The 24,602-nt window shown below is 70.1% G+C and carries 23 protein-coding genes; 17 read left to right on the forward strand and 6 right to left on the reverse strand.

Annotated elements, in window-relative coordinates; all coding sequences use genetic code 11:
• Positions 1–59: 59 nt before the first annotated feature.
• Both OHB21_RS21260 and OHB21_RS21265 read right to left on the reverse strand, forming a co-directional pair.
• The gene (locus tag OHB21_RS21260) at positions 60–800 is read right to left on the reverse strand and encodes a class I SAM-dependent methyltransferase (RefSeq protein WP_067513779.1); all 741 of its coding nucleotides are present in this window, start codon (positions 798–800) and stop codon (positions 60–62) included.
• A 120-nt stretch (positions 801–920) separates the two neighbouring features.
• Positions 921–1,793, reverse strand: coding sequence for a GNAT family N-acetyltransferase (locus tag OHB21_RS21265; RefSeq protein ID WP_195125734.1), 873 nt, complete (start codon positions 1,791–1,793; stop codon positions 921–923).
• A gap of 108 nt (positions 1,794–1,901) precedes the next feature.
• On the opposite strand from OHB21_RS21265, the gene OHB21_RS21270 reads away from it, so the two are divergent.
• The 4 genes from OHB21_RS21270 (at position 1,902) to OHB21_RS21285 (ending at position 5,768) form a co-directional block, all read left to right on the forward strand.
• Positions 1,902–2,903, forward strand: coding sequence for a hypothetical protein (locus tag OHB21_RS21270; protein ID WP_067513780.1), 1,002 nt, complete (start codon positions 1,902–1,904; stop codon positions 2,901–2,903).
• 282 nt (positions 2,904–3,185) lie between these two features.
• Complete coding sequence (locus tag OHB21_RS21275) at positions 3,186–3,590, forward strand: group I truncated hemoglobin (protein ID WP_067513797.1); 405 nt, start codon at positions 3,186–3,188, stop codon at positions 3,588–3,590.
• 164 nt (positions 3,591–3,754) lie between these two features.
• Positions 3,755–4,222 (forward strand): SRPBCC family protein, encoded by a 468-nt coding sequence (locus OHB21_RS21280; RefSeq protein WP_067513781.1) that lies wholly within the window; start codon positions 3,755–3,757, stop codon positions 4,220–4,222.
• A 160-nt stretch (positions 4,223–4,382) separates the two neighbouring features.
• Positions 4,383–5,768: a vWA domain-containing protein gene (locus OHB21_RS21285; protein WP_067513798.1), complete on the forward strand. Its 1,386-nt coding sequence runs from the start codon at positions 4,383–4,385 to the stop codon at positions 5,766–5,768.
• Here OHB21_RS21285 and OHB21_RS21290 read toward each other — a convergent pair.
• Positions 5,758–6,033: a hypothetical protein gene (locus OHB21_RS21290; protein ID WP_067513782.1), complete on the reverse strand. Its 276-nt coding sequence runs from the start codon at positions 6,031–6,033 to the stop codon at positions 5,758–5,760. The two genes, OHB21_RS21285 and OHB21_RS21290, sit on opposite strands and share 11 nt — an antisense overlap.
• 192 nt (positions 6,034–6,225) lie before the next feature.
• On the opposite strand from OHB21_RS21290, the gene OHB21_RS21295 reads away from it, so the two are divergent.
• The 7 genes from OHB21_RS21295 to OHB21_RS21325 all read left to right on the forward strand — a co-directional run bounded on the left by OHB21_RS21295 (position 6,226) and on the right by OHB21_RS21325 (position 13,362).
• Positions 6,226–6,519, forward strand: a complete 294-nt coding sequence (locus OHB21_RS21295; RefSeq protein ID WP_067513783.1) for a hypothetical protein — start codon at positions 6,226–6,228, stop codon at positions 6,517–6,519.
• Between the two features lie 104 nt (positions 6,520–6,623).
• On the forward strand, positions 6,624–7,100 hold the full coding sequence (locus tag OHB21_RS21300; protein ID WP_195125733.1) for an SgcJ/EcaC family oxidoreductase: 477 nt from the start codon (positions 6,624–6,626) through the stop codon (positions 7,098–7,100).
• Between the two features lie 131 nt (positions 7,101–7,231).
• Positions 7,232–8,455 carry a cytochrome P450 gene (locus OHB21_RS21305; protein ID WP_067513799.1) on the forward strand — a complete coding sequence of 408 codons (1,224 nt, stop codon included), beginning with the start codon at positions 7,232–7,234 and terminating at the stop codon, positions 8,453–8,455.
• A gap of 8 nt (positions 8,456–8,463) precedes the next feature.
• Positions 8,464–9,198, forward strand: a complete 735-nt coding sequence (locus tag OHB21_RS21310; RefSeq protein ID WP_195125732.1) for a TetR/AcrR family transcriptional regulator — start codon at positions 8,464–8,466, stop codon at positions 9,196–9,198.
• 178 nt (positions 9,199–9,376) lie between these two features.
• A complete protein-coding gene (locus tag OHB21_RS21315; protein WP_195125731.1) occupies positions 9,377–10,447 on the forward strand; it encodes an extracellular solute-binding protein in 1,071 nt (356 codons plus the stop codon).
• Positions 10,444–11,985 carry an ABC transporter permease gene (locus tag OHB21_RS21320; RefSeq protein ID WP_195125730.1) on the forward strand — a complete coding sequence of 514 codons (1,542 nt, stop codon included), beginning with the start codon at positions 10,444–10,446 and terminating at the stop codon, positions 11,983–11,985. The genes OHB21_RS21315 and OHB21_RS21320 overlap by 4 nt, the downstream gene beginning before the upstream one ends.
• A 327-nt stretch (positions 11,986–12,312) precedes the next feature.
• Positions 12,313–13,362, forward strand: coding sequence for an ABC transporter ATP-binding protein (locus OHB21_RS21325; RefSeq protein WP_195125729.1), 1,050 nt, complete (start codon positions 12,313–12,315; stop codon positions 13,360–13,362).
• Here OHB21_RS21325 and OHB21_RS21330 read toward each other — a convergent pair.
• The gene (locus OHB21_RS21330) at positions 13,359–15,332 is read right to left on the reverse strand and encodes a TerD family protein (RefSeq protein WP_067513788.1); all 1,974 of its coding nucleotides are present in this window, start codon (positions 15,330–15,332) and stop codon (positions 13,359–13,361) included. The genes OHB21_RS21325 and OHB21_RS21330 overlap by 4 nt on opposite strands.
• Positions 15,333–15,538: 206 nt before the next feature.
• On the opposite strand from OHB21_RS21330, the gene OHB21_RS21335 reads away from it, so the two are divergent.
• Positions 15,539–16,027 carry a hypothetical protein gene (locus tag OHB21_RS21335; RefSeq protein WP_067513789.1) on the forward strand — a complete coding sequence of 163 codons (489 nt, stop codon included), beginning with the start codon at positions 15,539–15,541 and terminating at the stop codon, positions 16,025–16,027.
• A gap of 4 nt (positions 16,028–16,031) precedes the next feature.
• Here the strand turns inward: OHB21_RS21335 and pabB are convergent, their stop codons facing one another.
• Positions 16,032–18,554: an aminodeoxychorismate synthase component I gene (gene pabB, locus OHB21_RS21340; RefSeq protein ID WP_195125728.1), complete on the reverse strand. Its 2,523-nt coding sequence runs from the start codon at positions 18,552–18,554 to the stop codon at positions 16,032–16,034.
• Between the two features lie 88 nt (positions 18,555–18,642).
• Here pabB and OHB21_RS21345 point away from each other — a divergent pair, with 88 nt between their 5' ends.
• The 3 genes from OHB21_RS21345 (at position 18,643) to OHB21_RS21355 (ending at position 21,706) form a co-directional block, all read left to right on the forward strand.
• Positions 18,643–19,698: a phosphotransferase family protein gene (locus OHB21_RS21345; RefSeq protein WP_067513791.1), complete on the forward strand. Its 1,056-nt coding sequence runs from the start codon at positions 18,643–18,645 to the stop codon at positions 19,696–19,698.
• 72 nt (positions 19,699–19,770) lie between these two features.
• Entirely contained in the window at positions 19,771–20,355 is a 585-nt protein-coding gene (locus OHB21_RS21350) for a DinB family protein (protein WP_113975228.1), read from the forward strand.
• A gap of 220 nt (positions 20,356–20,575) precedes the next feature.
• A complete protein-coding gene (locus tag OHB21_RS21355) occupies positions 20,576–21,706 on the forward strand; it encodes an NDMA-dependent alcohol dehydrogenase (protein ID WP_067513801.1) in 1,131 nt (376 codons plus the stop codon).
• 85 nt (positions 21,707–21,791) lie between these two features.
• Here OHB21_RS21355 and OHB21_RS21360 read toward each other — a convergent pair whose 3' ends face one another.
• Positions 21,792–22,985, reverse strand: coding sequence for a serine hydrolase domain-containing protein (locus tag OHB21_RS21360; RefSeq protein WP_067513802.1), 1,194 nt, complete (start codon positions 22,983–22,985; stop codon positions 21,792–21,794).
• A 72-nt stretch (positions 22,986–23,057) separates the two neighbouring features.
• On the opposite strand from OHB21_RS21360, the gene OHB21_RS21365 reads away from it, so the two are divergent.
• Together OHB21_RS21365 and OHB21_RS21370 are read left to right on the forward strand one after the other, a co-directional pair.
• On the forward strand, positions 23,058–23,888 hold the full coding sequence (locus OHB21_RS21365; RefSeq protein ID WP_195125727.1) for a serine hydrolase domain-containing protein: 831 nt from the start codon (positions 23,058–23,060) through the stop codon (positions 23,886–23,888).
• Positions 23,889–23,984: 96 nt separating this feature from the next.
• Positions 23,985–24,521 (forward strand): DUF3145 domain-containing protein, encoded by a 537-nt coding sequence (locus OHB21_RS21370; RefSeq protein WP_067513817.1) that lies wholly within the window; start codon positions 23,985–23,987, stop codon positions 24,519–24,521.
• Positions 24,522–24,602: the final 81 nt, after the last annotated feature.

Consider the following 24,602-nt stretch of genomic DNA (forward strand, 5'->3'; position numbering starts at 1 on the left):
ACTACCGGTAGCGCGGGGCCGGGCGGGAATCAGGAATACGGAGTCCGGGTCTCCTGCACTCACCTGATAGCGACGACGATGGCGTCGGTGACGGACTTCCAGGCGATGGCGGTTTCGAGGAAGCCGGCGTCGGTGAGATGGGTGGTGTGCCAGGAGGGTGGGTGGGTGACGCCCTTGGTGTGGTTGGCGAAAATTGTTCGGCTGCGGGCGTATTCGTCGGCGAGGCCGGGTTCGGCGGCGACGAGGGACCACCATTCGTCCCAGTCGACGGCGCCCTGCGCGCGGGCTCGGTCGGCGTGCGCGCTCTGCAGTGATTCGTGGAGGGTGTTGAGGAGTGGGGTTTCGGGGTCGGGCGTGTGGTCGGCGTTGAGGAAGATTCCGCCGGGGCGGACGAGTTTGGCGAGGTCGGTGTAGAGGCGCGTCAGGGGGTCGGGTTGCATCCAGTGGAGGGCGGTGGCGGTGAGGACGGCGTCGAATGGCTCGGGGGGTAGGTCGTCCATCCAATCGGGTTGCGCGAGGTCGGCGGTGACGAAGGTGATCCGGTCGTCGCCGGCGAAGGAGCCGCGCGCGATCGCCAGCAATGTCGGGTCCATGTCGACGGCCACCGAAGTCGCGTCCGGGAAGCGGGCGAACAGGCGCCTGCTGATGGTCGCCGTCCCGCACGCCAGGTCGAGCACGCGGGGTGCCGGCCCCACGGCCGCCTCGACCAGATCGAGCATGATCCGGAAGCGGTCCTCGCGATCCGGCAGGTAGAACTCCTGCTGACGATCCCAGCTCAGCTGCCACTGCTCCCAGTCCATATGTACTCCTCACGCTTCGCACCCGGCCGCGGTGCACCCTACCGGCTATGGTGGTGACCTTCGCGCAGGCGGGAGACGTGGCGCCGGGATACGGGACGCCCGGTGGGCGACCCGCGCCGTTCAACTGTTCTTCGCGAACGTGACCGTGCGCGCGTACGGCCGGAAGCCCAGGTCCCCGTAGAGGGCGACCGGGCCGGGGCGGTCGGCGACCGGGTAGACGATGGCACTCTGCGCGCCGAGGTCGCGGAGGCGGTGGAGGGCGGCCAGGCAGACGGCACGGGCCAGCCCCCGGCGGCGGAAGTCGGGGGCGGTCCCGACCGGTTCGAGCTCGCCCACCGCGTTGCGGTCGTCGAACCAGAGGAGGCAGTTGGCGGCGAACGTGCCGTCGGGAGCTTCGATGACCCAGTCGAGATCGGGGCGGTACGGCCAGGTGGACATGACGTTGCGGTACCTGTCCTCGGTGAGGAGGGAGGGCGCCCAGGCCGCTCGGTGGACGGCGACGCGGGACGGCAGGTCCACCTCGCCCCGGACCGGGCGGGCACGGAAACCCGATGGCAGCTCCGGTTCGGGGAGGACGTCGAGCGGGCGGGTCATATAGGAGAAGCGGTGCGAAATGTCTTGTCGGACATAGCCGTAGCATTCGAGCGCGGTGGTCAGGTGGTACTCGGAATCCAGGACCGTGACCGTCGTCCGTGATGTCGTGGCGACGTCGGTGAACCAGTCGAGCACGGCGGTGGTCAGGTCCGGATGGGACGGGTCGACCTGGAGGAACAGCTCACCGGGCGGTTCGGCCCAGCCCCAGGCGAGTACCTCGCCGCCGGCTTCCCGCAACGCTGTCAGCCAGTTGGGTTCGTGGCCGGCGGGATGACTGCGCTGCCACGCCAGGTCGCCGATATGCCAGAGGCTGGAGGGGGACCACACACGTTGCGCGAGGGTCTGCATGGCTCTGAGGTCGCCGGGGCCGGCGTAGCGTCGCATCCGCACTGTGGTCACCCACTGGATCTTGCGGCACTCGAGGAGGGACGCCAATCGAATTTCGAGCGGAGACGAGTTCGGCGGGGAATGGCCGAGGGGGCTCCCGCGGCGCCTAGGCTCGCACCCATGACCGCATGGATCGAGGTCCTCACCGCGCTCACGACCGGCCCTGACCTGCCCATCAGGGCGGCGATCCGGGAAGTGGCGCCGAAGGAAGAGACGGCGGGGGTCGCGTTCTTCGCGTCGGCGGGGAAGTTGCCGGTGGTGGTCGCGGTGGGGGACGGGTGCCGGGTGTGGCGGGCCGGGAAGAAGCTGCGGGTGGAGGACGGGCAAGGCAGGCCCGTCTTCATCACCGACGGAGCGCGAGGGTGGGACTTCTCCGGGCACGCCGAGCGGCCGCGCACCGGACCGATCGACCGGGTCCGGTACTTCGGCGAGCATCAGTTTCTCTTGGAGCGGCGCCCCGCTAGTGAGTGGGCGGGTGACGATTTCACCCAGCCGGCGGGCCCCGTCGAGGAGGTCGATTTCGCCGGACGCCGTTGCTGGACAGTGGAACTCGCGCCACCGCCGCACAAGCCGATGCCGTTGCGCATCTGGGTGGACATCGAATCCGGTCAGATGCTGGGATACCGCGCCGAACAGGCCGGTGTCGGTGCGCAATTCGAGGACCCGGTCATCGGCGAGGAGATCGACGACGCGGTATTCACCTGGGCGGGGCCGGTTCTCACGATGGAGGAGTACGAACGGGAACAGCGCGACCGGCGGGAGGCGGAGCACGCCGCGCAGATCGCGAGGTTCGCGGAGCTGGTCGGCGCCTCGTCGCTCGACACCCGAGTCCGGGTCGACTTCACACCCGAAACCGTGCACTTCCGTGAACCCGGCGGGTTCGACGCCTACAACCGGCACACGATGCTGTCCCGCCGCCCGCGCGGGCCCGAGGCGTGGACGCCCAGTTGGGGGCCGGTGCACTACGTCTGGTCGACGCCCGGCTGGGACTGGGCGGCCGCTGTCATCGAGCACGACCTCGACGAGGACGCGCTGCGGACGCTCCAGAACTCCCTGCACCCGGGCGAGCCCGTCGACCGGCAGCGCCGGATCGAACCGCCCGGACGCGGGTGGGTGCGGTAGGCGGGTCTCGCCGGTTGCCGGGTGATGTGGGAGCAGAGGCGCCTCACCCTCTGCTCGCCTGCCGAGTGGTGCTGAAGCCGGGGCGCCTCAGCGGTCTGGACGCCTGCCGGATGGTGCGGGAGCCGAGACATCTCACCGGCACCCACAACCACCGGTGAGGTGCGGGTAACCGCGGGTAATCCCCGCGCCACTGGCCGAAAATGGCTTGTGACGCGGGTCTAAAGGGGTGGAAACCGACCGGTGTTGTTCTTGGATATGGGTATTTCATCGTGGTTCAAGTCCATGTCCAAGGGCGGCGCGGCGGTCGAGGAGCCGCCCCCGATTTTCGAGCGGATCGGCGGGTACGAGGCGCTCGAGGCGGTCGTCGAGGACTTCTACGTGCGGGTTCTCGCCGACGGCGAGCTGTCGCCGTTCTTCTCGGGGACCACTATGGCGCGGCTCAAAGGCAAACAGGTGGAGTTCTTCGCAGCGGTGCTCGGCGGGCCCGAGCCCTACCACGGCGCGTCGATGAAGAGCGTGCACCAGGGCCGTGGCATCACCATGCACCATTTCGAGCTCGTGGCCGGGCACCTATCCGGTGCGCTGGCCGACGCCGGGGTGCCGCCGGAGCTGGTCGCGCAGATCATCGGTGCGGTCGCGCCGCTGGCCGGGGAGATCGCCTCGAGTCCGGTCGAGAGCACCCGCTGAGACGAAAGCCGCACCTGCCCAGTGGTTTCCGGCAAAACGTCGGCAAACGCCGGGAACTCGGCGGGAGACGCGTGCGCCGAGCCTGTTCCGATACACCGCCCGCACCGCTTACGCTCGTATTTCGCGAACGATCCTGTTCGCGGGTGGAGTGGAAGGGGAGCGGAATGGGGCACGTGGAACACAGTGCCATCGGTGACGCGCCGGTGGATTTCGCCTTCGAGTACGTGGCCGACTATCAGAACGTGCCGAAGTGGATGTTCGGCGTCAAACGCTTCACGCCCCTCGGCACGCAGACCAGGGGTCTGGGCGCGAAGTTCGATACCGCCCTCAACCTGGGCCCGACCACCCTCAACATGCACGCCGAAGTGACCGAGTGGGTCGCCGACAGGCTGATCACCCTCTACGCGACCAAGGGCATCGAGGCCACCATGCGGTGGAGTTTCGCGCCGATCGACGCCACCTCGACCCGCATCCGCGTGGTGGCCGACTACAAGGTGCCCGGCGGTCTGGCGGGCCGCGCGCTCGACAAGATCATCCAGGCGTTCGTCGGCCCGGCCATCCGCTTCACCGACAAGCACCTGCGTGAGCAGATCCAGACCGCCTACCGGACGTCCCTGGACGAGGCGGGCTGAGCGAGCGGGGGCCGGCTCGGCGGCGACGCGCGAACCCCGTCGGCGTGAGTTCGCGATTCGACGGGGTCTGAACAGCGGCTGCGGCCGAACTCGAGCCCTCGTGTGCTTCAGGGACGCTGACGTACGCTGGGCCCGCACACGCGGACGGTGGGAGGTGCACGTGGTGGTCGCCCTGGTCAAAGGGCAGAACGGGCCGATCGCGGCCGACGGCGTCGTGGTCTCGGTGCGGGCCGACACCGAGGTGGACGTCTCGGCTCTGCTGGTGACCGAATCCGGCAAGGTGCGCTCGGACGCGGACTTCGTCTTCTACAACCAACCCGAAGCGCCGGGCGTCGAGCTGCGGCCGGGAACGCCTGCGGCCATTGCGATCTCGTTCGGGCAGCTACCCGCCGACATCGCACAGGTGCGCGCGGTGCTGACCCTCGACGGTGACGGCGACACCTTCGGCCGGTACGGCGCGCCGGTGGTCACGCTCGCCGAAGCGACGGGAAACCCGCTGTACGAGTACGTGATCGGCGGTCTGGACAGCGAATCCGTGGTGATCGCGCTCGAGGTGTATCGACGCGGCACGCAGTGGAAGGTGCGGGCGGTCGGTCAGGGATACGCGGGCGGGTTCGCCGCGCTGGTGACCGATCACGGTGTGGTGGTGGACGACGAGTCCGCAGCGGAACCGCAAGTGCGGTCGGCGGATACCGCCTCACCCGCCTCGCCTTCCTCTCAGGCATGGCCCGCTGGGCACGCCGACTCCGCAACGCCCGCAGCACAAGTCGGGCCGACCACCTCCACCGGCCCCTCCCGCCCCCTCCCAGAAGTCCGCACCGTCCCCGGCGAAACCGAACTCTCCTTCGAGAAACGCGCCGTCCTCGACCTGCGCAAGCGCGAGGTCGCCAAGGTCCTCATCGACGGCGACGCGCTGGGTGTGCGGGCGCGGGTGGTGCTGGTGATCGACAAGACCGGCAGCATGGCCAAGCAGTACCGCAAGGGCGTCGTGCACCGGGTGGTGGAGCGGATGGTGCCGGTGGCCACGCAGTTGGACGACGACGGCACGCTGGAGGCGTACCTGTACGCGCGCCGTTTCGCCAAGCTGCCGGATATCGATGTCGCGGGCGCCGAGCAGTGGGCGCGAACCTACCTGCACCTCAACGGGGTTCACGGCGGCATCGACTACGCGCCGCTGGGCGGGCGCAACGACGAACTGCCGATCATCCGCACGCTGCTGGAGTCGCTGCGCCCGGGTGGCGCGCCCACGCTGGTGCTGTTCTTCACCGACGGCGGCTTCGCGCAGCGCCGCGAGATCTCGGCGCTGCTGCGCGACGCGTCACGACTGCCGGCGTTCTGGCAGTTCGTCGGACTCGGCGCGGCCAACTACGGTCTGCTGCGCGAGCTCGATGACCTGGACGGCCGCGTGGTGGATAACGCCGGATTCTTCGCCCTCGACGACATCGATGTGGTCGACGACGCGCAGCTCTACACCCGCCTGCTCGGCGAGTTCCCGCAGTGGCTGCGCGCGGCCGCCGCCGCGGGGGTGACCGGCGTCAGCCGATGACGGCGTTCATGATGGTGCCCGCGCTGGTGGCGACCACACCGCCGATCATGGCGCCCGCCACCATCTTCGGCGACTCGAGGCCGCCGCCGGTCCACTTCTCCCACGCGAACCGGCCGCCCGCGTAGATGATTCCGCACACACCCGACAGCAGAACGAACCAGGTCAGGTAGCGGACGAGCTGCAGGATACGGTCGGACACCGGCGGAGCCTCGGGCGTCGGATTGCCGATCTGCGCCAGGGTGTCGAATGCGACGGCCAGAATCATCGTTGTGCTGCTCATTCCGGGTTCGGGACAAGGGGAATCGCTGCACGAATGATATCCGGTCCGGCGCTCACGCGTGGTCACCTCCCGCCGGTGTCGGGCGGGCGGCGCTTGCGGAGGACGCCGCGCACCGGGATCATGGGTGGTGCGTGAGTACCGGTGTCGTGCCGGTCGGGGAGTCGGCGAGGAACCACAATGAGCCTCATTCTGCTGTCGGTCGGTGATGCGATCTCCACGGTGGCCCAGGTCGGTAATCCGACCCCCGAAGCGCCGCCGCTGTCGGACAAGATCGAACAGTTCGTGCGGTACGCGACGTGGTTCGCGCTGCTGTCGGGCATCATCAGCATCATCTACGCGGGTGGGCGTTTCGCGTGGGAGAAGTGGAGCGGCAGCGGCATGAATTCCCCGAAGATGGTGGCGGGGGCCATGATCGGCGGTGTCGTCGCCACGAGTGCCGGCACCATCATGAACGCCGTCGTCGGGATGTGAGGCCACCCCGAGCCCGAAATCGGTGATTCCTCAGGGTGATTCCCTGATTCGTCCGCCGTCGTCGCGCGCGACCATCGAGGTATCGCGAGACGAGAGGAGCGGACATGACCGAGCGCGCGAAGGACGAAGCGCTGATCCGCGAGACGGTGGCGCGCGCGGCGCGGGCGTGGGACGCGCACGACGCCGCGGCCTACGCCGCGGAGTTCACCGAGGACAGTGATTACGTCGCGTTCGACGGCACTCTGCTGCGTGGCCGCGAGGCGAATCGCGCGCTGCACGCCGACCTGTTCGCCACGGTGCTGCACGGCACCCGGATGGTGGTCGAGATCGAGTCGGTGCGATTCCTCGCCGACGACGTGGCGGTGCTGCACGCCCTCGGCTCGGTGGTGTTCGCCTGGCAGCGGGACGTGCCCGCCTCGCGACAGTCCCGCAACACCTGGGTACTGGTCCGGACCGGTGCGAACTGGCAGGTCGCGGCGTTCCAGAACACCCGGGTGCGGCCGGTCCCGAACAGCGGGCCGGTGCCCGAACTGTTCGGCCGGTACGTGCGGTGGCGCACCGGCCGGGCGGCGCGCGGGTAATTTCTTAACGGGTTTTAGTAAACGGCGTTCATGAAACGTCGATCCGTGGTTGTATCGGGTCAGGAAGTGTTCCGCACAGCGTTGTGAGGTCTGCAGCCCAGACCGGTAGGGAGAGATCCGTGACCGCGACCATGCCCGCGATTCCCGAGGGATTCGACTTCACCGACCCCGACGTGCTCGCCACCCGGCTGCCCATCGAGGAGTTCGCCGAGCTGCGCCGCACGGCGCCCGTGTGGTGGTGCGCGCAGTCCGGCCGCGCCAGCGGCTTCGACGACGGCGGCTACTGGGTGGTGTCGAAACTCGCTGACATCAAAGAGATCTCGAAGAATCCCACGGTGTTCTCCTCGCACGAGAACACCGCGATCATCCGGTTCAACGAGGAGACCACCCGCGAGCAGATCGACATGCTCGGCGACATGCTGATGCTCAATCAGGACCCGCCGCAGCACACCAAGACCCGCCGCATCGTGTCCAAGGGCTTCACGCCGCGTGCGGTGGAGAGTCTGCGCGCCGCGCTCACCGAGCGCGCCGAGCGGATCGTGCACGAGGCGAAGAGATCGGGGCGCGGCGACTTCGTGGAACAGGTCGCCTGCGAGCTGCCGCTGCAGGCCATCGCCGAACTGCTCGGCGTCCCGCAGGAGGACCGCAGGAAGCTGTTCGACTGGACCAACCAGATGATCTCCTACGACGACCCCGAGTTCGAGGGCAACCACCACGTGGCCACCGCCGAGGTGATGGGGTACGCGTGGAACATGGCCGAGCAGCGCCGCGGCTGCCCGGCGGGCGATATCGTCACCCAGCTGGTCAACGCCGACGTGGACGGCGAGCACCTCGGGTCGGATGAGTTCGCGTTCTTTGTCATCCTGCTGGCGGTGGCGGGCAACGAGACCACCCGCAACTCGATCACCCACGGCATGAAGGCGTTCGTCGACAATCCCGACCAGTGGGAGCTCTACAAGGAACAGCGTCCGCGCACCGCGCCCGACGAGATCGTGCGGTGGGCGACCCCGGTGACGGCGTTCCAGCGCACCGCGACCTGCGACACCGAACTGGGCGGGCAGCTGATCAAGGCCGGCCAGCGCGTCGGATTGTTCTACAGCTCGGCCAATTTCGACGCCGACGCGTTCGAGGACCCGTTCACCTTCGATGTGCTGCGCAACCCGAATCCGCACGTGGGGTTCGGCGGCACCGGCACCCACTACTGCGTGGGCGCGAACCTGGCGCGGCTCGAGATCGACCTGATGTTCAACGCCATCGCCGACGTGATGCCGAACCTGCGGCAGCTCGCGGAGCCGGTGCGGCTGCGCTCGGGCTGGTTGAACGGGATCAAGCGCTGGGACGTCGAATACGCTTGAATCGGTGCATGAGTGAGCGCAGCGAGCCGAGGCCGCGCGGGCGCGCGCCGGTGGTCAGCGACGCCGACATCCGCCGGGTGGCGCGGCGCCTGCTCGCCGAACGCGGACACGAGGCGGTGACGCTGCGGGCCATCGCCCGCGACCTCGGCATCACCGCGCCCGCGCTGTACCGGCACTACAACTCGCGCGACGATCTGCTGGAAGCGGTGCGCCTGGACTGCTGCGCCGACCTCGCCGAGCGGCTGGCCGCCGAGATGGAGGAACTGCCCGACGACGGCATGGTGCAGTTCTTCGCCATCTGCAAGGGTTTCCGACGCTGGGCGCTGGCGCACACCACCGAGTTCACGCTGGTGTTCGCCTCGCCCGGCACCGGCGCGGCCCCGATGACGCGCCGCTTCGACGAGCCGTTCGGCCGGATCTTCCTCGCGGCGGCCGGCCGGCTGCTGGCCACCTACGACATCGTCACCCCGCCCGCCGACGTGATCCCGGCCGATCTGCGCGAGGACCTGACGCGCTTCCAGACCGAACTGCTGGCCTCGCTGTCGGAGTCGGGGCAGAAGTTCCCGGCGGAGAAGCTGGACCTGGGCGTGACGTATCTGATGATGCAGATCTGGGTCCGGCTCTACGGGCACGTGACGCTCGAGGTGTTCGGCAATTTCCCGGTGCCGCTGTCGAATCCGGACGTGGTGTTCGACGCGATGCTCGCCGACCTGGCGCGGACCACCGGCCTGGCGAATCGATGACTGTCCGGCAAACTTCGGGCACCATTCCCTCTCAGACTTTTCTCAGGGTCGGCTAAGATAGGCCAGGCTCAACTTCCTCCACGCTGTGGAGCGGGCATTGTCCGAGCCGCCTGGCGCTTCCCGGCCGGGCGGGATCGAGCACGGCCTCGCCCCGAGCCGCGCCACGAAGGACACTCTCGTGAACAGCACTTCTCTGCGGCTGGCGGCTCTGGGCGCCGCCGCCGCACTCGCCCTCACCGCCTGTACCGGCGACGACGACAGCACCGCGACCGCCACCGACCTCGCCGCGCAATGCGCCCCGACCGGCGACCCGAACGTCCTCACCCTCTATTCCGGCCGCACCGAGAAGCTCGTCAAACCCTTGATCGATCAAATGGACGAGAGCGTGCTCGGGCCGGGCGTGCGGGTCGAGGCGCTCTACGACCAGAAGCCGGTGAAGATCCTCGAGGAAGGCCCGCGCAGTCCGGCCGACGTGTGGTTCGGCCAGGACGCCGGTGAGCTCGGCGCGCTCGCCGCGCAGGGCTACCTCGCCGAACTGCCCGACGACGTGGTGAGCCAGGTCCCCGAGCAGTACGTCGATCCGGGCCACCGCTGGGCGGCGGTCACGCTGCGGTCGCGGGTGCTCGCCTACGATCCGCGCCAGGTGTCCGAAGCCGAACTGCCCGCCGGCATCGACGAGCTGGTGGACGAGAAATGGCGCGGCGCCATCGGTTACGCGCCCACCAACGCCTCGTGGAAGAGCTTCGTCACGGCGCTGCGGGTGCTGCGCGGCGAGGACGGCGCACGCGAGTGGCTGGAGAAGTTCCGCGCCACCGAGCCGGTGGAGTTCGACGGCAATAACGCGGTCCTGACCGGTGTCGACCAGGGGCAGGTGAAGTTCGGCCTGATCAACCACTACTACTGGTTCATGAAGACGAATGCGGAGGGCGCCGACTCCGTGAACGCGCGGATCCACTACTTCCGGGGCGGCGACGAACCGGGCGCGCTGGTGAATATCGCCGCCGCGGGCATCCTCACCTGCTCGGACAACAAGGAGGCCGCGGCGAACCTGATCGGGTTCCTGCTGGCGGCCGACTCCCAGCAGTATTTCGCCGACGAGACCGGGGAGTACCCGGTGGTCGCGGGCGTGACCTCCAGGCACGCGCTGCCCACGCTGGAGGAGCTGAGCCCGCCGGTCATCGACCTCAACCAGCTGGAATCGGTGGCGGCCACCGAGCAGCTGCTGAAAGACACCGGTCTGCTGAAATGACCGCCGGGCCCGCCGCGCTGCGAGACACGGTGCGGCGCGCGGGTGTTCCGCTCGCCGCGCTGCCCGCGGTGGTGGTCGCGCTGCTGCCGCTGGTGTACACGGTGTTGCGCGCTACCGACCGCGGGTGGGAACCGGTGTGGCGGTACGCCTTCTCGGCGCGCACGGCGGAGTTGGCGGTCAATACGCTGACATTGCTGGCGGCGGTGACGGTGGCGTCGGTGGTGCTGGGGACCGGCGCGGCGTTCCTGCTGGCGCGGACCGATCTGCCGGGGAAGCGAATCCTGTTGCCGCTGGTGGTGATGCCGTTGGCGATCCCGTCGTACGTGGCGGCGTTCTCGTGGGTGGCGCACTTTCCGGAGTCGGCCGGGTTCCGCGGTGCCTGGCTGGTGTTGACGTGCAGCAACACGCCGCTGGTGCTGCTGCCGGTGTACGCGGCGTTGCGGGGGACCGACGCCGCGCCGGAGGAGGTGGCGCGGTCGTTGGGGGCGGGACCGGTGCGGGCGTTCCTGACCGCGACGTTGCCGCAGATCCGGTTGCCACTGCTGGCGGGAGCGCTGCTTGGAGCGCTCTACGTGCTGCACGACTACGGTGCCGTGGCGATGATGCGCTACGAAACCTTCACCAAGGGAATCCAGTACGCCTATAACGCGAGCTTCGACCGGACGGCCGCTGGGGTGATCAGTCTGGTGCTGGTCGGGCTCGCGCTGATGTTCGCGGTGGTGGAGTCGGTGGCGCGGGGAAAGGTGAGCGTGGGGTCGGCGGGTCCGCGTCCACCCGCCGTGGTGCGGCTGGGGGCGTGGAAGCCGATGGCGTTGGCGGGATGCGTTGTGCTGGTGGTGGTTTCGGTGGTGTTCCCACTGGGCGGGTTGCTGCCGTGGTTGGCCGGACGCACCACCGGGCGATTGGATGTTCCGGAATTGCTTGCCGCGCTGGGCAATACGCTGTCGTTCTCGGTGTCCGGCGCGGTGATCGCGTTGCTGCTGGCGCTGCCGGTGGGGATCATGGCGGCGCGGTCGGGCGGCACGGTGGCGCGCGGAATCGAACTGGCCGCCTACGCCGGGTACGCGCTGCCCGCGATCTCGGTGGGGTTGGCGCTGGTGTACTTCGGGATCAACGCCGCGCCCGCCTGGTACGGGCGCGGGCAGATGGTGGTGCTGGCCTACGTGGTGCTGTTCCTGCCGATCGCGATCGGCGCCGTGCGCGCGTCGGTGGCGGCGGCCTCGCCCCGGTTCGAGCAGGTGTCGCGATCGCTCGGCACGTCCGGGGTGGGGGCGCTCGCGCGGGTGACGGTGCCGCTGTCCGCGCCGGGGATCCTCGCGGGCACCGCGCTCGTCTTCGTCAGCTGCGCCAAGGAACTCCCCGCGACGCTCATCCTGCAACCGCCCGGCGGGAACACTCTCGCCCTCGAATTGTGGAAGCACGCCGAAGTTCTCGAATACACCCAAGCGGCTTGGTACGCGGTGGCGCTGGTCGTGGTGGCGGTGCTGCCGACGATCGTGTTGCAGCGGGTCGCCGAAGGGACGGTGCGTGGGCGATGAGGAGGAGGTGCGTGCCGGCTCGGGTGGGCGAGGAGTGGTCGTCCTGCGAGGAAACCGACAAAGTTCGTTGTGCCCATATGGTTTTCGGCGATTCTGGTCCGCGCGCCTGGGACAGGGTGTCGGCTGAGCGCACGGGAAGGACGGACCGTTCGACACCGCTCGGAATCGGGTGGGTACCAGCAGTGAGCGGCCGAGGATCGCGCAGGGGTGTGCCAGTTCGCTCGAGTGACACGCGGATGTGCGGCGGCGAGCTCGACCCGCAGGCGAGATCGGCGCGGCCGCCGGCCCACAATGCCGGTGCCGGTTGGCGTGCCGTGAGGTGCGGGCATGAGTGAGCTCGAGATCGCCGGGTTGGTGGCCGGATACCGGGGCACCGAGGTGCTGCGGGGCGTCGACCTGCACGTGCCCGCCGGCGAACTCACGGCGGTGCTGGGACCGTCGGGGTGCGGCAAGACCACGCTGCTGCGGGCGATCGCCGGGTTCCTGCGGCCCGCGGCGGGGGAGATCCAGGTCGGCGGGCGGGTGGTGGCGAGCGCGTCGTCGTCGCTGCCGCCCGAGCGCAGGCGCGTCACCATCGTGCCGCAGGAAGCGGCGCTCTTTCCGCACCTGTCGGTCGCCGGCAATATCGGCTACGGGCTGCCGGGGTGGAGCGGCCGGGCGCGCAAGGTGCGGCGCGAGCGGGTGGGGGAATTGCTGGAGCTGGTGGGTCTGGCCGGGCACGGCGCGCGGCGTCCGCACGAACTCTCCGGCGGCCAGCAACAGCGGGTCGCGCTGGCCAGGGCGCTCGCCCCGCGCCCGGCCGCCGTCCTGCTGGACGAACCGTTCTCCGCTCTGGATGCCGGTCTGCGTGACCAGGTCCGTACCCAGGTGCTTGACATTCTCACCGGCTTCGGCGCGACGGCCGTGCTGGTCACCCACGACCAGGACGAGGCGCTGTCCATGGCGGGCCAGGTCGCGGTCCTGCGCGACGGGCGGGTCGCGCAGGCCGGCCCGCCCGAGGAGATCTACGGCAAGCCCGTCGATATCGCGCTCGCCCGATTCCTCGGCGACGCCGTGCTGCTGCCCGCCACGGCGGCGGGCGCGGACGCCGAGAGTGCGCTGGGCCGAGTGGGATTGGCCGCGCCCGCGCGGGGTGCGGGCGCGATCCTGTTGCGCCCCGAGCAACTTCGCCTCGTTCCGGCCGTGAACGGGCATCCCGTGGCGGTGGTGCGGACGGTGCGCTTCCACGGTCACGACGCGGTGGTGTCGCTGCGGACGTCGTCGGGGGCGGACCTGCTGGCGCGGGTGCCCGCGCCACTGGTGGTGCGTCCTGGGGACGAGGTCACGGTCGAAGTGCTCGGGCGGGGTGTGTTCTTCGCGGGGGAGGCGGGCCGCTAGATCCGTGCCCCCTTCGAGCGATTGCAGGCGCGGCAGAGGATTTGGAGGTTGCCCGCGCTGGTGGCGCCGCCGCGGCTGAGCGGGATGATGTGGTCGAACTCGAGGTAGTGGCCGCTGCCGCATTCCACGCAGCGTCCGCCGTCGCGTTGCCACACTTCGGCTTTCACCTCCTGCGGGATGCTGCGCGTGTCGAGCTGGCCGGGGGTGAGGACGAGGCGTTTGGCGACGCGCAGGGCGCCTTCGAGGGCGGCCGCGACGTATTCCGCGTCCGCGACGGCGAAGGTGGCGCTGCCGCGAGCGGAGGTGGCGGCGATCTCGATCTCGTGCCCGTCGGTGTGCACCGAAACCACCCGGGACCACGGCATTTCCACACCCGCACCGGCGCCGACGAAACGAATCTTCTTGTTGCTGGCGATGAGTCGGCCCTCGGTGTGGCGTGGCCCCTTCGCCAGGTGGCGGACGTGGGTGGCGGGCAGGTCGAGGTGCACGCGCTCCTCGGGGTCCAGGTGCAGGCCGGGCGTGCGGACCACGGGCAGGTCGCCCTCGCGCAGGCGGCTCAGGGTGCGCCCGCGCGTCATGTGGACGCGCAGATCGTCGATGAGCGGACCGGAAAGCGCGAGTTCGGCGACGGCGTTCTCGAACGCGTCGTACTCGTCCTGGGCTACCGCGCCGTCGGCGAGCGCGAAGGTGACCAGCCGCTCCACGTAGCCCATCCCGACCTCGCGCAGCGAGGTGTGGCCGATGCTCTCGTCCACCCGCTGATAGCGCAGCGACGCCCACAGCGCGTCCCACTCCGCGCCCTGCGGCCCGGAGGTGATCAGTACCCGCCACGCCCGCGCGTGCCAGTGGGTGAGGAACTCGCCGATCTCCACCTCGCAGGTCTGGCACGGCGCGAGCCCGCCGAACAGCTTGCGCCGCCGCGGGTTTCCGCAGCGCTCGCAGGCGCGGGGATCGGGGCGGCGCAGCGGGTGGGTCGCGGAGGTCCACTCCGTGCCGTCCCACCACCGCAGACGCTGCGGGTCGTCGGGATCGGGATACCAGTCGGCGCGTTCGGGATTCGGCGGCGCGGGCGGTGGGGTGTGCGGCGGTTCGGTGAAATGCCGTGCGAGGTCGACGGGATGGGGGCGGTCGCGCGAGTCGTTCGATGCGGTGCGCGGTGGGTTCCCGGGGAGCTCACTCGCCTCCGTCGTGTCGCGCAACGGATACGCCGTCGAGCCCGGGTGTTCCGTCGTTGCCGGGGATGCGGCTGCGCCGCTTCCCGTCTCGGCGGTTCCAGGCCGAACCGATGGCCGTCGCGCGACCGAGCCCGCGGGGGTAGCGCCGGTGCGCTCCGACGTCTCGCACGCGGGCACGCTCGAAACGGACCCTCCCGCAGCCGAACCGGACGAAGCCGAGGCGCGCACGATCTGTCCGCGGCCGGTCCGATAGGGGCTGAACGGGTTGGTGGAATGGCGTGTGCGGGCCGGTTCCCGCTGGACGGTGACGCCGAACTCGGTCACCAACCCGGCCAGCCCGCTGTCCCACCCCTGTCCGATGGCGCGGAACCGCCAGCGCCCGTCGCGGCGGTAGAACTCGCCGAACATCATGGCCGACACGGGGTCGGGCGTGTCCATCTCGAAGCGCACTACCGGGCCGTCGGCCGCCAGCACGGTGACGGCCAGTCCCGCGACGTCGGCGAAGGTGCCGTGTTCGAGCGAACCGCCGATCACCACGCGCGCCACGTCGGCCTCGGTGCGCGGCAGCGACACGCTCAGCCGCGCGGTGCCGGGCGCGGGCTCCTGGTCCAGCGTGACGGCCTGCGAGACGTGGCGGGGCGCGTTGTAGAACACGAAGTCGCGGTCGGTGCGGACGGCGCCGCCGTCGGCGAGCAGCAGCGCATGCGCGTCGACGACCTGCTCCGAGCGCCATGAAACCATCACGGCGAGAAGAGATGTCGGTACCGGTGCGTGTGCGCCTCTGCTGAGTTCCATCGTGCTGGAATCCTGCCACGCCGGTCCGACACGCCGTATTCGCCGACGTCGGAGGCCCGCGACACAGACCGGGCGGTCGGTGATTTACCGCCCGGACGGGCTCGGGTGGGGCACAGTAGAGCCATGAACGAACGCAGGGCGCGGGGCACGAGCGCACGCGGTGAGCGAATCCTGATCCCGCAGGCGCGCGCCGGTCGGGTCCGGTCATGAGCACCCCTCGGGACCCCGGCGAGGGGCGGCCCCCGAAGCAGCCGGGCGCGCGCGTGCCCGGCCCCGCCGACATCCTCGCCGCCGCGCAGGCCGCGGTCGAGGCCGCCCAGTCGGCGGCGGGTCAGGCGCTGGACTCCGCCCAGCAGACCGCGGGCTACGCCTTCGACGCCGCCGTCCGGCTGCCACCGGCCTCGGCCCAGCTCGCCGCTCAGCTGCCCGACCTGGTGGAGAACCTCTCCGTCGCGATCGACCGGCTCAACTCCACCATCGACCGCCTCGACCGCACCCTGGCCCTGGCCGATCCGGCGTTCGCCGCCTACGACCGCCTGCTGCCGCGCCTGGAGGCGATGATCTCGCTCGGCGAGGACGTGCTCGGCGCGCTGTCGAGGTTGCCGGGGATCTCGCTGCTGGGGCGCGTCACGGGGATCAGCACCAAGGTCGAGCCGGAACCGCCCGAAGAGCCGCGCCGCAAGAAGCGCCGCTGACGGTTCAGCGTCCCAGCGCGCGATAGGTGGCGGCCGCTTTCAGCAGCATCTCCCGGAACTCGGCCTCCGGATCGGAGTCCAGCACGATCGCGCCGCCCGCGCCGATACGCCACCGCCCGGCGTGGCGGACGGCGGTGCGGATGACGATGTTCAGATCGGCGGTGCCGCCCAGCCCGAGGAAGCCGATGGTGCCCGAGTAGACGCCGCGCGCCTCGGTCTCGAGCTCGTCGATGATCTCCATCGTGCGCAGCTTGGGGGCGCCCGTCATGGACCCGCCGGGGAAGCAGGCGCGCAGGCAATCGATGACGTCCGTGCCGGGGCGCAGGGTGCCGCGCACGGTCGAAACCAGTTGGTGCAGCGTCGTATACGTCTCGGTGGCCATCAGGTTGGGCACGTGCACGCTGCCGATCTGGCAGACCCGGCCCAGGTCGTTGCGCAGCAGGTCCACGATCATCAGGTTCTCGGCGCGGGTCTTGGGGTCCTCGGCGAGGCCGCGGCGCAGGCGCTCGTCCTCGGCGGGGGTGGCGCCGCGCGGCGCGGTGCCCTTGATGGGCTTGGTCTCCACCGTGCGGGCGCGGTCGATCTTGAGGAAGCGCTCGGGGGAGGAGCAGGCCACCTCGAGGTCGTCGAAACGAAGGTACGCCGCGTACGGGGCGGGGTTGCAGCGGCGCAGCACCCGGTAGAAGTCGAGGCCGCCGATATCGGCGGCGACGGTGAGGCCGTCGGTCAGGCAGATCTCGTAGGACTCGCCCGCGCGCAGCCGGTCCAGGCAGATCGCGATATCGGCGAGATAGCGTTCGCGGCCGCGGGTGAGCAGCGCTTCGACTGCCGCGGTATCCGAATCGACCTCGAGCTCGGGCGGATTCGACCACGTCGGCAGCGTGCCCAGCACCTCGCGGGTATCGCGCAGCCAATCCGCCGCGGCCAGAGCGCTTTCCGGCGCGGGGTCGGTGAGGGCGAGCAGATGGGTGTGCCCGGCCACGTGGTCGACCACGACCAGGCGGTCGGCGAAGATCCACTGCGCGTCGGGTGTTTCGGCGCGGTGCGCGGCGTTTGCGCCGCAGTCGGCCTTCACCTCGTAGCCGAGATACCCGACGTAGCCGCACGCGAAATCGAAAGGCAGTTCGGGGATCTCGACCTCGCGGGCCCGCAGCTGTGCGGCCAGGTAGTCGAGCACGTCGCCCGTGACGGTGCGCCGCCCGCCCTCGGCTGTCTCGACGATCACCGCGCCGTCGCCGACGCGATACCGCACCACCTCGGCCAGTGGTCCGCTCGCGTCACCCAGGAACGAGAACCGGTCCAGCCCCGGCTCCACGTGCTCGCTGTCCAGCCAGAACGCGGTGGGCGACGCGCCGTAGAGCCGGACGAACGCCGCCTCGGTGTCGATGGCTCGGTCGATCACGGAGTGCAGCAGCCGCATCCGTCGCGTGGAATCGACAGGGGGGTAACGGTTTTCGTCCTCGATCGGCAATCCCGTGCTGACCGAACCCGGCCCCGAGTCCAGCGACGTGGAGGTGATCGCCGGAGCGGGAATCCTGCCTCGGGGTCCCGGTCCGGGAGTGACGGCGGCCGCCGAGGCGGGTACCGGTGTCGAGCCCGCCGTGCGCGCTGATCCGGCGCGGCTCGCCTCGCGCGGGTCGGCCGCGGTGGGATGACCCGCATCGCCGGCCGTTTCAGCGGAACCTGTCGCCGGTACGCGGAGGTCGGGTGCGACATCCGCTGACTCCGCGAGCTCAGCTTGTTCCGGTTGTTCCGGTCGCTCACGCACCGCGGTGGGCGAGATGGACCGGTCCGCCGCACCGGAAGCTGTCGCCGTCGGAAACTGTTGCGCGGCAGGAGGTGTGGTCGACGAAAAGCCTGGCACCCGCGTCTCTCCCGACCGACGAGGCCGGTGCACGGCCGACAACGCGCCCGTCCCCACAGGCCCGCCCCCGCGCGACTCATGATGCGCGGCAGTCAGTCCCGCGAAGTTCCGCAGCAGCGCCGCGCCGAACTCGCTGGCGATGGACTCCGGGTGGAACTGCACGCCCCACTGCGGGCGAGTGCGGTGCCGTACGCCCATCACCACGCCGTCGGCCGCCGCGGCGGTGATCTCCAGGTCGTTTGGCAACGGCCGCCGGGCGCTCAGCGAGTGGTACCGCACGGCGACGAATCCGGCGGGCAGCCCCGCGAACACGTCGCGGTTGTCGTGCTCGATGCGGTCCAGATAGCCGTGGCGGGCGGCGGGCGCGGGACCCACGACGCCGCCCGCCGCGACGACGATCCCCTGGTGTCCCAGGCAGACGCCGAGCAGCGGCAGGTCGGTCTCGGCGATCACGGCGGCGGAGACGCCCACGTCGCGCGCCACGTCGGGGCGGCCGGGGCCGGGGGAGATCACCACGTTGTCGAACCGCGACAACCCCAGCGCCGCCACCGTGCGCGCCTCGTCGTTGCGCACGACCGTCGGCTCGACGCCGTTCACCTCGCTGATCAGCTGATACAGGTTGTAGGTGAACGAGTCGTAGTTGTCGATCAACAGCGTGCGCATGGTGTACCGAACCCTACGCCCGGCCGCGCGCGCAGAACTGTTGGCAGGTGCCTTCAGTTGTTGTGGACCGGTGGTGCACAATGTGGGCATGTCTGTAGCGCAGCCGGTCGCAGTGGATCGCGAGGTCGTCGACTTCGCGATCGTCGGGAAGTGGATGGACGAGCAGGGCTTGCCCGGCGGTGACTTCGAAGGGGTGACCTCGCTCGGCGGCGGCACCCAGAACATCATGCTGCGGTTCACCCGCGGCGGCCGCGACTATGTGCTGCGCCGCGGCCCGAAGCACCTGCGCGCCAAGAGCAACGAGGTGATCCGCCGCGAGGCGCGCCTGCTCGGCGCGCTCGACGCCACCGAGGTGCGGTCCCCGCGCGTGATCGCCGCGTGTACCGACGAGACCCTCATCGGCGCGGTCTTCTATCTCATGGAGCCGATCACCGGGTTCAACCCGCAGAACGAACTGCCCGCCCTGCACGCCGGTGATCCGGAGGTGCGCAGGCAGATGGGCCTGTCCGCCGTGGAGGCCATCGCGCGGCTGGGGTCGCTGGACTATCAGGCCCTCGGCCTGGCCGACTACGGCAAGCCGGACGGTTTCCTGGAACGACAGGTCCCGCGCTGGCTGGGCGAGCTCGAATCGTATTCGGCCAACGAGGGTTACCCGGGCCCGGCCATCCCCGCGCTGGACCGGGTGGGCGACTGGCTCGAGCGCCACCGCCCCGCCGACTGGACGCCCGGCATCCTGCACGGCGACTGCCACCTGGCCAACATGATGTTCGACTACGACGGCCCCGAGGTCGCGGCGATGGTGGACTGGGAGATGTCCACGATCGGTGACCCGCTGCTGGACCTGGGCTGGCAGATCGCCACCCGGCCCGACCCCGGCTCGACCGCCTCCGCGCTGGTCGGCAAACTCGGCGCCGCGGGCGGGCTGCCGACGCCGGAGGAGATGATCGCGCACTACGCGCGCTTCTCCGATCGCGACCTGAGCGCGGTCACCTGGTACACGGTGCTGGCCTGCTTCAAGCTCGGCATCGTGCTGGAGGGCACCTACGCGCGCGCGTTCGCCAACAAGGCGCCCAAGCAGGTCGGCGACTTCCTGCACGCGGTCACCCTGGAGCTGTTCGAGAAGGCCGACCGGCTGCTGGAGTGAGCGTCGCGATCTCGACGGGGACTGGCTGGATATTGATGGAGATTGATATCGAGCCAGTCTAGGGTCGGTGCCATGTCGATCGTTCCCGATGTCAAGGACTGGACCTGGGTGCTCGAACGCGTCTGCCCCGACTGCGGTTTCGACGCCACCGCCACCGCCTACGACGAGGTGCCCGAGCTGGCGCGGGCGAGCGCGCGCCGGCTGGGCGCGGCGCTGGAACGGCCCGGTGCGGCGGTGCGGCCCGACGCGTCGACCTGGTCGGCGCTCGAATACGGGGCCCACGTGCGCGACGTGTGCCGGATCTTCGTCTACCGCGCCGCCGTGGTGACGGGCGCCGAGGCGATCGACCCCGGCGTGCCCGCGTTCGACCCGCGCGGGCGCGCGGCGGGGGAGACGCCCGACGGCCTGCCCGAGTTCTCGAACTGGGATCAGGACGCCACCGCCGTGGCCGACCGCTACGGCGCACAGGACCCGGCCATGGTCGCCGCCGATCTGTCCGTGGCGGCCGATGCCGCCGCCCGCGCCTTCGCCGCCGTGCCGCCGGCGGATCGGGGCCTGCGCGCCCGGCGCAGCAATGGCTCGCTGTTCACCGTCGAGTCGCTGGCGAAGTACTTCGCGCACGACCTCGTCCACCACGTGCACGACGTCCGGGGCTGACCATTGCCGCCGTCGGGGTCGAAAAGGCCTCGGCGCGGGGCGGGTGCCGCGTAGGGTCCCGGGTGACCGAGGGCCCGCGCGAGGCAGAATCTAGAACGCGTTCGGGTGCCGATATCGGCCTTGTAGATCAATTTCCGCGACACCACTAGAACGCGTTCCATTTTTCTCGTAGTGTGGGTGCAGTCACAGAGAAGCACGTGCATGCGAGAGGTCGGCAGCAATGAAGACGAAGGGCGCGATCCTGTGGGGGATTGACGAGCCGTGGTCGGTGGAAGAGATCGAAGTCGGTGATCCGGTCGCGGGCGAAGTGCAGATCCGGATGGAGACCGCCGGGATGTGCCATTCGGACCACCACATCGTCACCGGCGCGACACCGATGCCGGGCTTCCCGGTGATGGGCGGTCACGAGGGCGCGGGCGTCATCACCAAGCTCGGCCCCAACGTGCCCGCCGACCTCCAGGTCGGCGATCACGTCATCCTCTCGTTCATCCCCGCCTGCGGGCGCTGTCCGGCGTGCGTCTCGGGCCATATGGCCCTGTGCGATCTGGGCGCGGGGCTGCTGCTGGGGCAGGCGATCAGCGACGGCACCTACCGCATCCAGGCGCGCGGGCAGAACGTCATCCCCATGTGCCTGCTCGGCACGTTCGCGCCGTACATGACGGTGCACCACACGTCGGTGGTCAAGATCGACCCGACCGTCCCGTTCGAGGTGGCCTGCCTCGTCGGCTGCGGCGTGCCCACCGGCTTCGGCTCCTCCACCCACGTCGCCAACGTGATGCCCGGCGAGACCGTGGTGATCGCGGGCATCGGCGGTGTCGGCATGAGCGCGCTGCAAGGCGCCGTGCTCTCCGGCGCGTCGAAGGTCGTCGCGATCGACCCGAACCCGTGGAAGCGCGAGCAGGCCCAGAAGTTCGGCGCGACACACACTTACGCCAGCATGGCCGAGGCCATCATGCCGCTGATGGACGCGACCGAGGGCCGCATGGCCGAGAAGGTCATCCTCACCATGGGCGAGATGCACGGCGACTACATCGAGGAGGGCCTGATCCTCACCGCCAAGGCGGGCACCCTCGTGGTCACCTCCATGGGCCGCATGGACGCCGGCGAGGTGAAGATGAACAGCTTCCTGCTGTCCATGCTCCAGAAGACGGTGAAGGGCTGCATCTTCGGCGGCGGCAACGCCCGCCAGGACGCCCCGCGCCTGCTCGCCCTGTACAAGAGCGGCCAGCTGAACCTGGACGACATGGTCACCCGCAGCTACTCGCTCGAGGAGATCAACCAGGGCTACCAGGACATGCTGGACGGCAAGAACATTCGCGGCATCATCCGCTACACCGAGGCCGACTGGTAACGGTTCACCCGGCGAGCCGCAGCGCCACCCGCGTGGGCGGGTGGCGCCGAACCGGTTCGCCGGGCCGAGCTTTCGTCATGAGTGCTCAGCGGGTGCAGCGCAGGAGCGCTTCGCGCAGGTTGCGGCTGCGCACGTCGTCGAGCACGGCCATGCCGAGGCGGTTCATCGTGTAGCCGAAGCCGAGTCCGGTGGCGGGATCGGCGAATCCGAACGAACCGCCCAGCCCGGTGGTGCCGTAGGCGCGCTTGTCGGCGCCGAAGCGGAACGAGCCGCGCGACTTGCGGAACCCGAGGTGGTAGCGGCTCTTGGTGTGCAGCACCAGATCGTCGGCGGGCACGTCGTCGGCGGTGTCGGCGGCGGCCAGCAGCTCGAGCACGTCGTCGGCCAGCGGTAGCGCGCTGGTCCGCCCGGCCGCCGCGCCGTAGACCTTGGCCAGCGAGCGCGCGTTGCCCACGCCGCCGTGCGCGGGCAGCTCGAGGCCCAGGAACTCGCGCCGGGCGGCCCGCACGGGCGCTCCGCAGCGCGGATTGGTCAGCGCCGCATGGGAATGCCCGCGTTGCAGGTAGATCTCGGTGCCGATGCGCAGCGGAAGGTCGCGCTCGAAGCGCAGGATGTCCAGGCCGCGCGTCGCCGAGAGCGTCGCGACGCGTTCGATCGGCTCCGACTCCGGGAACCCGATGAAGAAATCCAGGCCGAGCGGGCCCGCGATGTCCTCGGCGAAGACCCGCCCGAGGGTGCGCCCGCGCGGATCGACGCGGCGCACCAGCTCGCCCTGGTAGAGACCGAGCGTCAGCGCGTGATAGCCGTGGCGCGTGCCGGGCCGCCACGCCGGTTTCTGCTCGGCGAGGATCTTCGCCAGCCCGTCCAGATCGGCGAGTTCGCGCAGCGTCACGATCCGGTCGAGCCCGGACAACCCGGCCTGATGGTCGATGAGCTGACGGACGGTGACCGTGCCCTTGCCGTGCGCGGCGAACTCCGGCCAGTAGTCGGCCACCGGCTTCTCGTAGTCCAGCACGCCTCGCGACACCATGCTCGCGACGACGAACGCCGCCATGCCCTTGGTGGAGGAAAACACCGGGACGATGGTGTCGCGCTCCCACGGCAGCGTGCGGTGGCGGTCACGGTGGCCCGCCCACAGGTCGACGACCAGGTCGTCGCCCGCGTAGACGGCGACGGCGGCGCCGATCTCGCCGTGGTGGGAGAAATTCCGGCGGAACGCGTCGGCGACCGGGCCGAAACCGGGGGCCGCCTCGCCGTGGATCGCGGGTAGGGTGCTCATGATCCGACCATGGTACCGGCGGTACCGGTGCGAGATGCCGCCCGTACGCCGGGCATTCCGTACGCTCGCGGTGTGCGTTCACTCGAGCAGATCCAGGACTGGCCGGTTCGGCACGCGGCGGCGGGGGTGGTGACCCGCGCCGGCGCCGTCGCGCAGGGCGACGCCGAACGCGTCTTCCCGCTCGCCTCGGTCACCAAACCGCTGGTGGCCTATGCCGTGCTGGTCGCGGTGGAAGAGGGCGCGCTCGAACTCGATCAGCCCGCGGGCCCGCCCGGAGCTACCGTCCGGCATCTGCTCGCGCACACCTCGGGACTGGCCTTCGCCACCACCGATGTGATGGCCGAGCCGGGCACCCGGCGCATCTATTCCAGCGTCGGATTCGAGGTGCTCGCCGACTTTCTCGCCGAGGAGACGGGGATCGCGTTCGACGATTATCTGCGGGGCGCGGTATTCGAGCCGCTCGGCATGAAAGCCTCGGTGCTGACCGGGTCGGCGGGGCACGCCTGCCGGTCCACCGTGGCCGATCTGCTGCGGTTCGCGGCCGAATTGCTGGAACCCACGCTGATTTCCGCACAGGCGCACGCCGAGGCCGTCAGCGTGCAGTTCCCCGGTTTGAACGGGGTGTTGCCGGGGTACGGGTCGCAGCGGCCCAACGACTGGGGGCTCGGATTCGAGATCCGCGACGGGAAATCGCCGCATTGGACGGGTGGTGCGAACTCGCCGCGCACCTACGGCCACTTCGGTCAGTCGGGCACATTCCTGTGGGTCGATCCCGGAATATCGGTGGCGTGTGTGGCTTTGGCGGACGAGAATTTCGGGGACTGGGCGCGGGAGGTGTGGCCGGTCCTGAGCGACGCCGTCGTCGCCGAGGCGCGACTCGCGGGCAACACGCTCGCGAAGTAACAGACGTAACTCCGGACACTCCAGTAAACTCGGGCAACGCCAGCCGAGACGGGCCGTTGGGGAAGACGTCCCTCGTCGGAGCTGGAGGTGTCAGTGGTGCGCGCATCGAGTCAGTTCGCGGACTCGACGGCGGGTGTGGTGTGGATCCACTCGTCGCCGGCCGCGCTGTGCCCGCATGTCGAGTGGGCGCTCACCTCCGCCCTCGGTTCCCCCGCCAAACTCCGCTGGACCGCCCAGCCCGCCGACGGTCATCTGCGCGCCACCAGCGACTGGATCGGACCGGTCGGCACGGCCTCCCGCATCGCCCAATCGCTGCGCTCCTGGCCGGTCCTGCGGTTCGAGGTGACCGAGGATCCGAGCGACGGCGTCGACGGCGAGCGCTACAGTTTCGTGCCCGGCCTCGGCCTGTTCCACGGATCCACCGGCGCCAACGGCGATGTGACGCTGGGCGAGATGCGGTTGCGCACCATGCTGCAAGCCGCGCGCGAACTCGGGAAGTACTCGGCCTACGACCTGGCCGCCGAGATCGATCGCGCGCTCGGCACGCCGTGGGACGACGACCTCGAGGTGTACCGGTCGGGTGACGGGGGAGTGGGGGCGGAAGTCACCTGGCTGCGCCGCGACGTGGGGTGAGGGGATCAACCGTTTCCGGAGGCGTATCGCGACGTTCGGGGTGACGCCGATCGTCCCGGAAGGCTCACCGGTGTCACCCCG

It is taken from the genome of Nocardia puris (genome assembly GCF_036051655.1).
Lineage (GTDB): Bacteria > Actinomycetota > Actinomycetes > Mycobacteriales > Mycobacteriaceae > Nocardia > Nocardia puris.

Bases quoted from the DNA above. Each gene is read 5' to 3' on its own strand.
- OHB21_RS21330 (WP_067513788.1), bottom strand. From the start codon at position 15,332: ATGGAACTCAGCAGAGGCGCACACGCACCGGTACCGACATCTCTTCTC.
- OHB21_RS21305 (WP_067513799.1), top strand. From the start codon at position 7,232: ATGCCCGCGATTCCCGAGGGATTCGACTTCACCGACCCCGACGTGCTC.
- OHB21_RS21325 (WP_195125729.1), top strand. From the start codon at position 12,313: ATGAGTGAGCTCGAGATCGCCGGGTTGGTGGCCGGATACCGGGGCACC.
- OHB21_RS21350 (WP_113975228.1), top strand. From the start codon at position 19,771: ATGTCGATCGTTCCCGATGTCAAGGACTGGACCTGGGTGCTCGAACGC.
- OHB21_RS21295 (WP_067513783.1), top strand. From the start codon at position 6,226: ATGAGCCTCATTCTGCTGTCGGTCGGTGATGCGATCTCCACGGTGGCC.
- OHB21_RS21270 (WP_067513780.1), top strand. From the start codon at position 1,902: ATGACCGCATGGATCGAGGTCCTCACCGCGCTCACGACCGGCCCTGAC.
- OHB21_RS21360 (WP_067513802.1), bottom strand. From the start codon at position 22,985: ATGAGCACCCTACCCGCGATCCACGGCGAGGCGGCCCCCGGTTTCGGC.
- OHB21_RS21275 (WP_067513797.1), top strand. From the start codon at position 3,186: ATGTCCAAGGGCGGCGCGGCGGTCGAGGAGCCGCCCCCGATTTTCGAG.
- OHB21_RS21320 (WP_195125730.1), top strand. From the start codon at position 10,444: ATGACCGCCGGGCCCGCCGCGCTGCGAGACACGGTGCGGCGCGCGGGT.
- OHB21_RS21335 (WP_067513789.1), top strand. From the start codon at position 15,539: ATGAGCACCCCTCGGGACCCCGGCGAGGGGCGGCCCCCGAAGCAGCCG.
- OHB21_RS21290 (WP_067513782.1), bottom strand. From the start codon at position 6,033: ATGATTCTGGCCGTCGCATTCGACACCCTGGCGCAGATCGGCAATCCG.
- pabB (WP_195125728.1), bottom strand. From the start codon at position 18,554: ATGCGCACGCTGTTGATCGACAACTACGACTCGTTCACCTACAACCTG.
- OHB21_RS21310 (WP_195125732.1), top strand. From the start codon at position 8,464: ATGAGTGAGCGCAGCGAGCCGAGGCCGCGCGGGCGCGCGCCGGTGGTC.
- OHB21_RS21300 (WP_195125733.1), top strand. From the start codon at position 6,624: ATGACCGAGCGCGCGAAGGACGAAGCGCTGATCCGCGAGACGGTGGCG.
- OHB21_RS21355 (WP_067513801.1), top strand. From the start codon at position 20,576: ATGAAGACGAAGGGCGCGATCCTGTGGGGGATTGACGAGCCGTGGTCG.
- OHB21_RS21260 (WP_067513779.1), bottom strand. From the start codon at position 800: ATGGACTGGGAGCAGTGGCAGCTGAGCTGGGATCGTCAGCAGGAGTTC.
- OHB21_RS21280 (WP_067513781.1), top strand. From the start codon at position 3,755: ATGGGGCACGTGGAACACAGTGCCATCGGTGACGCGCCGGTGGATTTC.
- OHB21_RS21345 (WP_067513791.1), top strand. From the start codon at position 18,643: ATGTCTGTAGCGCAGCCGGTCGCAGTGGATCGCGAGGTCGTCGACTTC.